Genomic DNA, 13,695 nt, shown 5'->3' with positions numbered 1-13,695 from the left:
GATTAAAGGCTAGCGATTTTTTGATGAATATGAGGGTTTTACTTAAGGCAATGGCGTCTTAGTCACACTCATAAAGATTTGTTAGTCAGTGAAAGTTTTTTCAGTTTATATTTTAAAAATTTGAATCATAGGCAATGGCGCCATCTCTGTTAATCCAGAGATTGGCGCCTTTTTGTTTTTTAGTATTCAAAAAAATAAAGGAGCCTACGATGGCTAATTCAACAGGAACGTCGAATTCAACGAAAGTAACGAGTGCAAAACCAAAGCTTGTTGTGATCGGAAATGGCATGGTCGGGCACCATTTTATTGAACAGTTATGTAGTCAAGGCTTACAAAATCAATTCGATGTTGAAGTCTTTGGTGAAGAGCCTCGTCCAGCATATGACCGTGTGCAGTTATCCAAGTACTTTGAAACAGGCAGCGCTGATGAGCTGATGTTAACAAGTGCGCAGGATTACCAAGATTGGGGCGTAAAACTTCATCTAGATACGCGCATTACGGCAGTAGATACAGAAAATAAAACCATTACTACCGAAGATGGCATCACTGGCGTATATGATCGTTTAGTGTTGGCAACGGGATCATATCCTTTTGTACCGCCAATTAATGGCAATGACCGCGAGCGTTGCGTGGTTTATCGCACCATTGAAGATTTACAGGATATTGAAGCTGCCGCTAGCCAGTCTAAGGTCGGTGTGGTTGTTGGTGGCGGGCTATTAGGCTTAGAAGCGGCAAATGCACTAATGGCGTTAGGAGTAACAACCCATGTGGTTGAGTTTGCACCGCAGTTAATGCCTGTTCAGTTAAATGATAAAGCAGGTGATTTACTGAAAAGTAAAATTAATGACTTGGGTGTTTCGGTTCATACTTCAAAAGCGACCACGGCCATTATTGATGGTGAGTCGGCTATGCATCGCATGACATTTAACGATGACACCTTCCTTGAAACTGACATGATTGTGTTTTCAGCAGGTATTCGCCCGCAAGATGCGTTGGCTCGTTCAAGTGGGTTGGCAATGGGTGAGCGAGGTGGCATCACTATTGATGATAATTGTTTGACTTCAGCGGCAGATGTTTATGCCATAGGTGAATGTGCCTTATGGCAAAACCGCATCTTTGGCTTAGTTGCACCAGGTTATCAAATGGCGCGTGTTGCAGTGTCGCACATTGCTGCAAGTGCTGATGGTGCAACTTCATCTTCTACGTTTACAGGTGCGGACATGAGCACCAAGCTTAAATTACTGGGTGTAGATGTTGCTGCAATAGGTGAAAGTCGTGGTTTTGAAAATGCACAGTTTGTTGAACTTTCAGATAACCAATCTGGAATTTATAAAAAACTCTGGCTAGATGAAACCGGTAAGTTCCTAAAAGGCGCGGTGTTAGTCGGTGATAATAGTGACTATAACCGACTATTAGACTGTTATTTATCGCAAGATGAAATTGAAGGCAATGCGGTTGAGTTGCTAATGACTGGCGATGAGTCAGCCGTTGAGCTAAAAGACACCTCTATTATTTGTTCGTGTCATCAGGTAACGAAAGCCGATATCGTCAATTCAGTGAAGGAAGGTAACCATACCATCGCTGAAATTAAGTCATGTACCCGCGCAGCATCAGGTTGTGGAGGATGTTCAGCACTAGTTAAGCAGGTGATGGATCAGGCGCTTATTGCTGAAGGAGTTGAATGTAACACAGGTATTTGTGAGCATTTCGAGCATGACAGACAGTCGCTTTATCATTTATGCCAGGTCGAGAATATTACTGACTTTGACACTTTGATTACTAAGCATGGTAAAAAATCACCCACAGGACAACACAGCACGTTTGGTTGTGATCTTTGTAAACCTGCTGCAGCATCAATTTTTGCTTCGCTGCAAAATAAATATGTATTGAACCAAGAAAGTAGTCACGTGCAACTTCAAGATACTAATGATGCCTACTTAGGTAACTTACAAAAAGACGGCACCTATTCCGTTGTACCACGTATTGCGGGCGGCGAAATAACGCCAGATGGCTTAATCGCAATTGGCGCAGTGGCCAAAGAGTTCGACTTATATACCAAAATTACCGGTGGTCAACGTATTGATATGTTTGGCGCCAAATTATCTGAGCTACCGATTATTTGGCACAAGCTTATTGATGCAGGGTTTGAGACTGGTCATGCATACGGTAAATCGCTACGTACTGTTAAATCTTGCGTCGGTAGCACTTGGTGTCGTTATGGTGTTCAAGATTCAGTTGGCACCGCGATTGATTTAGAGAATCGTTACAAAGGTCTGCGTAGCCCTCATAAAATTAAGTTTGCTGTTTCTGGTTGTACCCGCGAGTGTGCTGAAGCACAAAGTAAAGATATCGGTGTGATTGCAACGGATAAAGGTTGGAATTTGTATGTTGCTGGTAACGGAGGCATGCGTCCACGTCATGGTGATTTATTTGCCACTGATTTAGATACTGAAACCTTAGTGAAATACATTGATAGAGTTTTAATGTTCTATATTAAAACTGCAGATAAGTTACAACGTACCTCTGTTTGGATGGAATCATTAGAAGGCGGCCTTGAGTATCTGCAATCTGTAGTGATTGAAGACAGTTTAGGCATTGCTGCTGAGTTAGATTCGCAAATGAATAATGTAGTAGATACTTATCAGTGCGAATGGAAAACCAGTTTAGATAAGCCTGAGTTTTTAGCGCGCTTCAATGAGTTTGTTAACCCTGATGCGATGCCAGAAGGTGAGACACATTTATACGAGCGCGTTCGTGAGCAACGTTTCCCATTAAGCCCTGAATCATCAGGTGCTGGAAATATAGCGATTAAAGACATCACCAGTGAACAAAACGAGCAAGCTGTAGCGGAGGAATTAGTATGAGTTGGGTAAATGTATGTAATGAGTCAACTTTACCTCAAGGAACAGGTGTTGCTGCTTGGGTTGCTGGTAAAGCGGTTGCGATATTTGATCTAGGTAAGCACGGATTATTCGCTATTGATAATGTTGACCCTGCGACTGGCGTTAGCTTATTAGCTAGAGGATTAATTTGCGATATGGAAGGGGTGCTCTGTGTTGCATCACCGCTATATAAGCAACATTACAGCCTTGAGACTGGCGTGTGTATTGAAGATGAAGCATTAGTTGCTTCTCCCTATGAGATTAAAAAGGAGGCTGGCCAAGTTCTTATCTTGGCTAAGTCATAAGGACGTGAAGAATGAGTTCTGAAAAATTTAACTTACTGTCGTTTTCGGGAAAGATGAAAACACTGCATTTAAGCTGGATTGCATTTTTTATTACTTTTGTCGTTTGGTTTAATGCTGCGCCGTTATTGAGCGTAATCGCGGATAGTCTAGGATTGACTAAATCGCAGATTAAAACCTTATTGATATTAAATGTCGCACTAACGATTCCTGCGCGAATTATTATCGGCATGGTGACGGATAAATATGGACCTCGTTTAACTTATTCAGTGTTAATGGGTGTGTGTTCGATACCGTGTTTTATGTTCGCTGTCGCAGACTCGTTTGAACAACTCGCATTAGCGCGTTTTTTAATTGGTTTCATTGGCGCAGGCTTTGTTATTGGTATTCGTATTGTTAGTGAATGGTTCCCTGCAAAAGAGCTTGGCACTGCTGAAGGCATTTACGGCGGTTGGGGTAACTTTGGTTCAGCAGCTGCTGCATTTACCTTACCAGCCATTGCAATATTTTTTGGTGGTGAAGATGGCTGGCGTTATGCCATTGGTCTAACAGGATTAATGAGTTTAGCGTTCGCATTTGTGTATTACTTTAATGTCACTGATACGCCAAAAGGTTCGACTTATTTTAAACCTAAAAAAGCAGGCGGATTAGAAGTCACTAGTAAAGGCGATTTTGCTTTACTGATTTTCATGAAGATCCCGATGTACGCAACTTTAGCACTACTTGCTTGGAAGTTATCACCTGCAGGCGTTGCTATGCTTGATGGGCAAACTACAAACATTATTTATGCAGGTTTAGTCGGTATCTTCTTTGTCGACCTTTATCAAACATATCAGGTGAATAAAGATATTTTTGTCAAAGAAGTACCTGAGTTTGAACGCTATCCTTTTAAGCAAGTTGCGGTGTTGAATGTATTGTACTTTACGACATTTGGTTCTGAATTAGCTGTTGTCTCCATGTTGCCATTATTTTTTGCTGAAACCTTTGGGTTAGGTATGGCACAGGCGGGGATGGTGGCATCGAGCTATGCGTTTATGAACTTGATGTCTCGCCCTGGTGGCGGTTGGTTAAGTGATAAATTTGGCCGTAAAAATACCTTATTAATTCTTACAGCAGGTTTAGCGGTTGGTTACTTTGCTGTTGGGCAAATTGATGGTTCTTGGTCATTGCCGTTAGCTGTTGTTGTGGTTATGGCATGTTCTTTCTTTGTTCAAGGCGGAGAGGGAGCGGTATTTGCGGCTGTACCACTCATTAAGCGCCGTTTAACGGGCCAAATTGCAGGTATGACAGGGGCGTATGGTAATGTTGGCGCGGTATTTTTCTTAACCGTTTATTCAATGGTACCGACCTCTGTGTTCTTTTATGTTATTGCTGTCAGTGCGGTACTCGGTTTTATTACTTTATTCTTTATGACTGAGCCTAAAGGCCATATGGCTGAAGTGAATGAAAAGGGTGAAGTGACACTGATTAGTGTTAATTAATCTTCTCTATCAATCACTAACACCGTTTTGTATTAACTTTACGGTGTTAGTTTTTTTATAGGATTGTGATGCAATCAAACCATAATACTAAATTGAACACTGCAGGTTTGAATAAGGCAGAGAGTGAGAACACCTTAACTCAAGCAGTTGCTCATGTTGATACTCATATCGAGGCTCATATCGACAGTCACTTGGGTAAGAGCAAAGCTGTTTTAGTGGATGCAACAAACCCAAAAGCTGAGCAATTACCGATTTCTGGAGTTTTGGAAGTATTTGCAGGACAAGTGTCTGATAAAGGGCGCAAACCAGATAATGAAGATGCAATTGGCATCAAAATACCTACGGGTTTGATGTTAACCACAAAAGGGATTGTGAGTGTCATCAGCGATGGAGTGAGTGCAGCTGAAGGTGGTGCTAAAGCATCAGCCATAAGCGTGTCTAACTTTATCGCTGATTACTATTCAACGCCTGAATCATGGAGTGTTTTGACCTCTAGTACTCGTGTTTTAACTGCGCTTAATCGCTGGTTGTATGGTTTAGGTCAAGACTATCGCGATGCACGGAAAGGCTATGTATGTACTTTTAGTGCGTTAGTGTTTAAGTCGTGTTCGGCGCATATGCTGCATGTGGGTGATTCGCGAATATATCGCTTTAGACAAGGTCAACTGGTCAAATTAAGTCGCGATCACAGCACATCAGTGAATGACTTTACCAGTTATCTTACTCGCGCATTGGGAATGGATGTCAATCTAGAGGTTGATTACAAACAGTTTAATATTGAAGTTGGTGACCTTTATTTAATGACCACAGATGGTATCCATGATGTGGTTACCGATCATGAACTGGCTAAAAGTTTATCGAATTTTCAACAATCTAATCCAACTTTATCGGATAATTCCTGTGAGATATTTTGTCAAAAGCTGCTTGATAAAGCCTTTGAATTGGAGAGCAAGGATAACTTAAGCGCCCAGCTTATCGGAGTAAAACAGCTACCCACTCAAGCCATTGACGATGTTTATCGTAAACTTTCTAGCCGTCCTTTTCCGCCGCCAATGGCAGTAGGGATGAAACTGGATGACTATGAAGTCACTAAAGTGCTGCATCAAAGTCAACGCAGCCAAGTGTATATCGTAAAAAATAAGCTCGGTGAAGAACGCTGTATGAAAACACCGTCAGTAAATTACATTGATGATGCAGCTTATATTGAACGTTTTATGCTTGAAAGTTGGATAGGTCATAGAATTAATAATCAGCATGTGGTGAAAGTCGTTGATCATCATGTTAATAAGTCGGCGCTTTATTATTTGACTGAATATCTAGAAGGCTTAAGTTTGGCTGATTGGATGGAACAACATCAGCGAGGGCCTGTTGAGGATGTATTACTGTTACTAAAGCAAGTAGAGACTGGTATTCGGGCTTTTCATCGTAAAGAAACACTTCATCAAGATTTAAAGCCAGATAATATTTATCTCACTCGAGATGGGGTGGTCAAAATTATTGACTTTGGTGCTTGCCATATTAAAGGCATTGCTGAAATTAATACGCCGCTTAAACGAGACAAGATACTGGGTACTGCGGATTACACATCACCTGAAGTTATTCTAGGTTATCAGTCCGATGGCAGAGCTGACTTATTCTCTTTTGCCGTTATAGCTTATGAAATGCTTGCTGGTGAACAGCCTTTTAAAGGACAACTAGCCAAATGCCATAGCAGAAATGACTTTTTAAAGCTTACTTATATCCCCGTTTATGCAACTAATCCCATGGTGCCCGAATGGATGGATAAAGCATTACAAAAAGCGTTATCTGTTGAGCCTTCATTACGCTTTGCTGATACCAATGAGTTTATTCACGCATTAACTACACCCAGCCAAACTGATTCCAAAACCTTCATTCCTTTTATTCAAAGAAATCCAATTAAATTTTGGCAAACCATGTGTGCAATTCTATTACTGTGGTGCTTTTATTTGTTGTTGGGTTAATACTGACCGTCAACTTCGAGCTCTAGAAAGTCTCTCTTCTTGTAAACCTCTCAACCTTTCGTTATATGTCATTTTACTGACGCCATTGTATTTAATTCATGTTTATCAACGCTTTAGGTGTTTTAGTGCTATTTGGGCTTATAGTAATAAAGTAGGGGGTAATATTTTTTTTAGCCTATTGGTCTAAGCGCCTTTAATACTCGGGGTGGATTCAAGCTAGTCAGGAAAAAGTAATACTGAGCTTACTGGAAATGTGAAGGGAATTAACTCTTCACTATGGTAAGGGCAGGAAGCATGGACTTATTCAAGCGTGAAATATTGCATCGCTTACAAACAATAGCAGGGATGCTTGCTCTTGTTGTCTGTCTAGCTTCTTTTCCTAGTTTCAGTCAGTCAGATTTAAGTGAATATGATGAACTTGCTAGCGGAGCAAATAATATTGCTCGTATCAATCAAGACGGAAGTGATAACTCATTAAACTTAAATCAATCTGGAATGGACAACTTATTCCGTTCTCATCAAGGTGGCTTTAATAATTCAATAAATACTAATCAACAAGGCTCGCAACATTTTGCTGGTTTGATTCAGTCAGGTTCTGATATTGAAGCGCAAATCTTACAAACCGGGGTGGGTAATGTGGTTGTCTCTTTGCAGCATGGAGAAAGCTTATATCTCGATGTTATGCAAACAGGAACAGGAAACGTAGCTTTAATACAGCAAAGTGGTTACGAAAATTCTATCGAGATCCAGCAGTACGGATCCGGGAATGCGGTAGGTGTACTCCAATGGGGTAATTCACAGCATGTTGAAATCACTCAAAGATGTTGTGGTAATTAATCCAAGCATAAATAATTTTTTTAAACATAGTAAAGGGAAATACGATAATGAAACACTCTAAAATAGCTCTTTTAGTTACAGCTGCAATTTTTGCTTCTAGTAGCGCATATGCAAGTAGTGGTAATGAAGCAGAAGTTGAGCAAAATGGTACTGGTAATTCAGCAACTGTTAACCAAGTTGTAAATAGCAATGACAATGATGCATTTGTTGATCAGGATGGTACTTCAAACACTGCGACAATTAATCAGTCTGATACTTCTGAGTCTACTGCAACTGTAAATCAAAACGGTAGTACAAACACTGGTAATATCACTCAACAAGTTAGTACCCAAACAGCGGTAGCAGAAATTAATACAGTAGGTAATTTAAACCAAGCTGATATTACACAACAAATTTTTAATGCTGATAATGCAACTGCTATAGTGAACCAAAATGGCGATGAAAATACAGCAACTATCATACAAGATAATGGTGACGGTGCTACTTCTACAATTAATCAAAACGGTTTTGATAGCACTGCAACTATTGATAATCACTGGTCAGATTATGCTGATGCCACGATTACACAATATGGCGGCCCAACTAACACAGCATTAATTGATCAAGATTCTTCTGATGCAGCTTCAGCTTCGATTACTCAAGATGGTTCTTTAAACAGTTCTACAGTCATGCAAGATACGCAGAATTATTCAGGTGCCGGTTCAGATACTACTATCGCAGTAGTGAGCCAGGTTGGTAACGGAAATATTGGTAATACAACTCAAACCGGTTTAGCAAATAATGCGAATGTTCTGCAAATGGGTGACGGTAACCAAGGTTATGTAACTCAATCAAATTTGAGTAATATGGCTGATGTTGATCAACTGGGTGATAGTGGAACGGCTACAGTGCTTCAGAGTGGTGAAGAAGGGCAAGCTACAGTTATGCAGTCTGGAACTGGTCAAACAGCAACAGTAACGCAATCTGAATACAGCCAAATGGCCTATGTTACACAAGCTAATAATGGAAACACAGCAACTGTTAGCCAGAGTGGCTCTTCAGCTTTAGGTTTTGGTAACACAGCAACTGTTGATCAATTAGGTGACGGTGATAGTGCAACGGTTACACAAAGCGGTGATTTAAACATGGCTGTTGTGGACCAAGGGTCAAATAGTTTTGGTAATGGAGTAATGGTTAGTCAATCTGGTACTTCTAACTACGCAGGTGCTGCAACAGATTTAGGTGCCGGTAGCCAAGTTAACATTACTCAAGACGGTACAGGCAACACTGTTTCTAATCATCCTTCTGCAGTGAATTATTATGGTTCGGATATTGGTGCTGGTACATTCGGTGATGGCAATATCATAAACATTAGCCAAACTGGTACATCTAACCATGCATATGCAGATGGTGCTAGTACTGGCTCTACTATCGATATCATTCAATCTGGTTCTTTAAACGAAGCGGTAGGTGAATCATGGGTTGGTACAACAAATGACATTAATATTACTCAAACGGGTTCTGAGAACTTTGCAGATGTTTATGTTGAGGGTGGAAGCCTAAATGCTGCGACAGTTATTCAAACTGATATGGGTAACTCTGCTTTAGTAACTCAATTTGGTTCTAGCAACACAGCTATGGTTAACCAAGGTATGTAGTACTAAAGTATAAGTAAGGGTTTTTAAACACCCTTTCGGCTAATTGTTAAAGCCAGGTTAGCTTGCTAATCTGGCTTTAATGATACAGGTACAGTATCAGAGCTTATTAATTATCTTTTATTCGCAATCACATGGAGTGTAAGTGATGTTTAAAGTTATCAACTGGATGATAGTTTCCCGTTCTCAATTACTCATCGATTTACTTGATTGTCGTTGGCCTCAAGAGTTTTTGGTTAAGCTTGCAAAAGCAACACCAGCAACAATGAGTTCTCAACTCGCAACTCAGCAAATATCTTTAGTGGTGTTTGATTTGGCCACCATAGATTTACAACAAGCTTATCAATTACAACGACTGATTGAGCGCGAGCATTATGTTGTAAAGACAGTGTTTATAAATTTTCCAAAACAAGTTGATGCAAAATTTCTTATCCATCCTGCCACAACGACAGGCGCATTCTATATTGATGCGGATCTAACCGAAATTAGTAGTGGTTTAAATGAAATTTTGAAAGGCCGCAGTGTCATCCCAATTGATTTACATAAGTCGATTATGAATGATGATGCAGATGACGAATCGGAGCATCTTACTATTAGAGAAAGAGAAGTGTTACAAGCACTTTTAACAGGTAGTACTAACTTAGATATTGCGAATCAACTATTTGTTAGTGAAAGCACCATTAAAACTCACCTTTATAGAGCATTTAGAAAAATTGGAGTTTCAAGTCGTGGGCAAGCGATTGCTTGGGCTCAAACTCATATGCATGAGGTAAGAGTGTGAAAAATTCTTTATTGATATTCATCAGCCTTAATTTCTTATTTGTCATTTTGATGAATGAGTCGGTGGCTGCTGAAGTTAATAAAGTTGAAGTCGAACCTCAAAAACAAGTGTCAGTCCCTGAGGTGAAGCCAGCTTTAGATGAAATCGTGCCAGAGTCTAAAGCATCTGTGGCACAAGAAAATTCATTAAAAAAACCAGGGACAAAATCAATCATAGTTAATGATAACAAACCTAAACAAGAATCAGACTTAATTGATGGACTTATATTAAACAGAGCTATGACAAGGTTAGGTCATAGATTTTATCGTGAATTTGTAGCTGCATATCGAGATATTGGCGGTAATAACAAACACTCGGGCTTAACCGTTGTTGAGCAAGCAACAGCAAGAAGTGGTAGTAAAATTTTAATTCAACATAATCGTAAAACCATATTTGTCACTTTTGTTTCACCGGTGAGTAGGAATATGGACGATCAGGCCGATTACGCAGCTAAGAGAGTGAATGCTGCTGTGACTAAAAGAAACGAACAAGCAGTGTTGGGAGCGTTATTTGATCCTGATCTTGCTCCTGATGAGATATAAGCAGGGAATGCCAATATGAAAAAACTAATATTAACTTCAATAGTATTAATGTTCTCACTTGATACTTTTGCAACTCAATTGATTTATCAACCTGTGAATCCAGCCTTTGGTGGCAGTTATTTAAATGGTTCATACTTATTAGCGAATGCTGCGGCTCAGAATGACCACGATGGTGGTGGTTCTGGCTATGTTGCGCCAACGGCTCTTGAAAGGCTTTCTAGCTCATTGCAGTCAAGATTAATGAGTCAGCTATTTAATGATGCAGCTAATGGTGGGGAAGGATATTTATTAACTGATGATTTCGAAATTAATGTCGTCAATGAAGATGGTTCGTTAATTGTACATATAACTGATGTGCTAACTGGCGAAACAACCATTATTGAAGTTGGCGGTATTGTTGATGATAGTGTGGGTGGCTAACAATGAATAAAATTATTATAAGTTCTTTAGTCATCTTGCTTTCAGCTTGTTCATCAGTTGATGAACAATTTGAAGACATTGATGCAACGTCTAGCCTAATGCCAAAAAGTGAAACTTATTATGACCTAACAAGTTTACCTTTTCCGCAAGGCGCTATGGTTGCTGCTGTTTACGACTTTAGAGACCAAACAGGCCAATACAAGCCAATTCCATCAAGTAACTTTTCAACAGCAGTGCCACAGTCTGGGACAGCGTTTTTAGCGCAGTCTTTAAATGATTCGGCTTGGTTTATACCAGTAGAGCGAGAAGGACTTCAAAACCTTTTGACTGAGCGAAAAATTGTTCGCGCAGGACTTAAAGGGGATGCGAGTAAACTTCCACAATTAAACAGTGCTCAGGTGTTAATGGAAGGCGGAATTGTCGCTTATGATACCAACATTAAAACTGGCGGTGCAGGCGCACGTTATTTAGGTATAGGTGCGTCAGGGCAGTATCGTGTTGACAGTATTACTGTCAACCTACGTGCAGTGGACATTCGAACAGGCCGTTTACTGAGTAGTGTTACGACAACTAAAGCGGTTATATCAAAAGAAATTACTGCAGGAGTGTTTAAGTTTATTGATGCTCAAGATTTATTAGAAGCTGAAGCTGGCTATACTTCAAATGAACCAGTGAGTCTTTGTGTTGTTTCGGCAATTGAAAGCGCAGTGGTTCACTTAATCGCTGATGGGATTTGGAAAGGGGCGTGGAGTTTAGGTGATTCAGCAACAGGAATGCAAAACACAACCTTACAGAAATATTGGTTAGAAGCTCACAGCGAAGCGAAAGTGAGCGCGAGAATCAAACGAGGATAATTTATCAGCAACACGTAAAAAAGGTGCCTTTGAGGCACCTTTTTTTACTTATAAATTACTTATTAAGATTTGATATTCACTATAGCCAAATGCTTAGCTTATTTTTATCTTGAATTTCAAGGCTAATTGTATCAGCTACTGATTCATTGATTGGCATAACCCCCTGCATCAGCTCGTCTCGTCTAAACCAATGAAATAACAATTCTTCACCGACGGTCATAGTTTGAAGTTGCGCTTCAAATTGAGCATCAACTTGCAAGTTATTAGCTGCAATCAATAAATCTCCAGCACTTAATCCAGCTTGATGAGCAGGGCTAGCTCGGGCCACCGTTAAGACTTTTAGGCCGATAGATTCCGGTTTAGTTTTTGCGCCAAATGCGATTTTATTGCCAGACACATCTCCGCCACCTAAATCGGTATTTCCTGCGCTTGCTCGAAGTCGCATAGTAATCCCTACTTTTTCAAGTAAAGGCTTTAGCGGGATATCTTGGGTGTTATCAAGGTAAGCAAATAAATCATCGCAATTTCTGTTTAACAGACTTTCGATAATTTGTTGGTGGGTATCAATCTGGGTGCCAATGTTTTTTGAGCCATAATCTTGCCAAAGTTCGCGCATAACATCATCTAAACTCTGTTTTCCGTTAGTTTCTAGACGGATCGTTAAGTCCAAATAGAGTGCGAATAACGCGCCTTTAGTATAGTAGCTGACAATGGCATTATTGGCATTTTCATCTTGCTTATAAAATTTAGTCCACGCATTAAAGCTCGACGATTTTAAGGTTTGCTTAAAACGACCTTGAGAGCGATAAACTCGAGTCATGATTTCGCTAAGCATGGTTAAATATTGAGTTTGATCTACACAACCACTTCGATAAGTTAAAAAGTCATCAAAGTAGGATGTTATGCCTTCATAGGCCCAAAGTTGCTCTGTGTAAGCTTCTTTAGATAAATCGAATGGCGTAAACTCGGCAGGTTTAATCCGTTTTACATTCCAACTATGGAAATACTCGTGACTACATAGGGATAGATAAACCCGATAATCTTTGTTGACCTCGTGCTCCATATTAGTGGGTAAATCTTTTCTAGAACACATTAACGCAGTGCTTGCACGGTGCTCTAATCCGCCAAAACCATTACCTAAAACAGTGGTTAAAAAGACATAGCGTTCAAAGGGAGCATTGCCACCAAAAAGGTTTATCTGGTATTCACAAATGGCTTTTAAGTCTTTACATATGCGCGGCATTGATGCGCGATGTTTACCGCTGAGGACAACATCGTGCGGTACGCCGCAAGCTTCAAAGCTTTCAATAGTCAGTTCGCCCATTTCAACAGGGTGATCAATGAAGTCATCATAGTTATCGGCATAAAACTCTCCAAAGCCGAATTGTTCACCTGCAGTTCTTTTCATGCTGGTGGCTAACTTCCATTGCTTTAACTCATCTAATGCTGGTTTTTCAATGGTTAAAGTATGCTTGGTTTCTTCAAGTTCTTTAGCGCATAAGAAAACGCTACTGCCATTAAAAAAGCCATGGGTAGTATCTAAGTGCGCTGAACGCACAGATAGGTCCCAAGCATAAACTTGATAACTAATTTTGATAAAATTTTCACTGTTTTGGCATTGCCAAGTTTGTTTATCTAACTGCAATACTTCGATCGGTTGTTCATTGTTATCAACCGCTTTTATATCAATCAGGTTTCTGGCGAAATCACGGATCATATAACTGCCAGGTAGCCAAGAGGGTAATGACAAAATCTGATGAGGTTTTGCTGTGCTAATTGTTTGAGTGACTTCAAATAAATGCGCTTTAGGATCGATAGCAATGATGTGATAATGCATGAACAAATTCCAAGTAAGTGGGTGTTGCTAAAAAGAAATGCGAGCTAGAAGAATCTTAATGCTGCCAAAATCACTCACAATGTGCAAATGCTGATGTACAAATC

General features: G+C 40.0%; 11 protein-coding genes. 10 read left to right on the top strand and 1 reads right to left on the bottom strand.

Features of this window, described 5'->3' with window-relative positions; all coding sequences use genetic code 11:
- The first annotated feature begins 209 nt into the window (after window positions 1-209).
- The 10 genes from nirB (at window position 210) to K5Q58_RS13905 (ending at window position 11,754) form a co-directional block, all read left to right on the top strand.
- Window positions 210-2,864 carry a nitrite reductase large subunit NirB gene (gene nirB, locus K5Q58_RS13950; RefSeq protein ID WP_220754525.1) on the top strand — a complete coding sequence of 885 codons (2,655 nt, stop codon included), beginning with the start codon at window positions 210-212 and terminating at the stop codon, window positions 2,862-2,864.
- On the top strand, window positions 2,861-3,187 hold the full coding sequence (gene nirD, locus K5Q58_RS13945) for a nitrite reductase small subunit NirD (protein ID WP_220754524.1): 327 nt from the start codon (window positions 2,861-2,863) through the stop codon (window positions 3,185-3,187). The genes nirB and nirD overlap by 4 nt, the downstream gene beginning before the upstream one ends.
- An 11-nt stretch (window positions 3,188-3,198) precedes the next feature.
- Window positions 3,199-4,665, top strand: coding sequence for a NarK family nitrate/nitrite MFS transporter (locus K5Q58_RS13940; protein WP_220754523.1), 1,467 nt, complete (start codon window positions 3,199-3,201; stop codon window positions 4,663-4,665).
- Window positions 4,666-4,733: 68 nt separating this feature from the next.
- Window positions 4,734-6,647 carry a bifunctional protein-serine/threonine kinase/phosphatase gene (locus tag K5Q58_RS13935; RefSeq protein WP_220754522.1) on the top strand — a complete coding sequence of 638 codons (1,914 nt, stop codon included), beginning with the start codon at window positions 4,734-4,736 and terminating at the stop codon, window positions 6,645-6,647.
- Window positions 6,648-6,941: 294 nt separating this feature from the next.
- Window positions 6,942-7,484, top strand: coding sequence for a curlin (locus K5Q58_RS13930; RefSeq protein ID WP_259651344.1), 543 nt, complete (start codon window positions 6,942-6,944; stop codon window positions 7,482-7,484).
- Between the two features lie 47 nt (window positions 7,485-7,531).
- Window positions 7,532-9,121 carry a curlin gene (locus tag K5Q58_RS13925; RefSeq protein ID WP_220754521.1) on the top strand — a complete coding sequence of 530 codons (1,590 nt, stop codon included), beginning with the start codon at window positions 7,532-7,534 and terminating at the stop codon, window positions 9,119-9,121.
- A 145-nt stretch (window positions 9,122-9,266) separates the two neighbouring features.
- On the top strand, window positions 9,267-9,899 hold the full coding sequence (locus tag K5Q58_RS13920) for a LuxR C-terminal-related transcriptional regulator (RefSeq protein ID WP_220754520.1): 633 nt from the start codon (window positions 9,267-9,269) through the stop codon (window positions 9,897-9,899).
- On the top strand, window positions 9,896-10,480 hold the full coding sequence (locus K5Q58_RS13915) for a curli production assembly/transport protein CsgE (RefSeq protein ID WP_259651343.1): 585 nt from the start codon (window positions 9,896-9,898) through the stop codon (window positions 10,478-10,480). Before K5Q58_RS13920 ends, K5Q58_RS13915 begins: the two co-directional genes overlap by 4 nt.
- Before the next feature lie 15 nt (window positions 10,481-10,495).
- Entirely contained in the window at window positions 10,496-10,900 is a 405-nt protein-coding gene (locus K5Q58_RS13910; protein WP_220754519.1) for a curli assembly protein CsgF, read from the top strand.
- Window positions 10,901-10,902: 2 nt separating this feature from the next.
- Window positions 10,903-11,754 carry a CsgG/HfaB family protein gene (locus tag K5Q58_RS13905; protein ID WP_220754518.1) on the top strand — a complete coding sequence of 284 codons (852 nt, stop codon included), beginning with the start codon at window positions 10,903-10,905 and terminating at the stop codon, window positions 11,752-11,754.
- 79 nt (window positions 11,755-11,833) lie between these two features.
- Here the strand turns inward: K5Q58_RS13905 and K5Q58_RS13900 are convergent, their stop codons facing one another.
- Window positions 11,834-13,591: a M61 family metallopeptidase gene (locus tag K5Q58_RS13900; protein WP_220754517.1), complete on the bottom strand. Its 1,758-nt coding sequence runs from the start codon at window positions 13,589-13,591 to the stop codon at window positions 11,834-11,836.
- Window positions 13,592-13,695 lie beyond the last annotated feature (104 nt).

Origin of the sequence: Shewanella sp. KT0246, assembly GCF_019654955.1 — a bacterium.
GTDB lineage: Bacteria > Pseudomonadota > Gammaproteobacteria > Enterobacterales > Shewanellaceae > Shewanella > Shewanella goraebulensis.
Note: the sequence above shows the minus strand (reverse complement) of the source record. Positions and strands in the feature narration are given on the sequence as shown.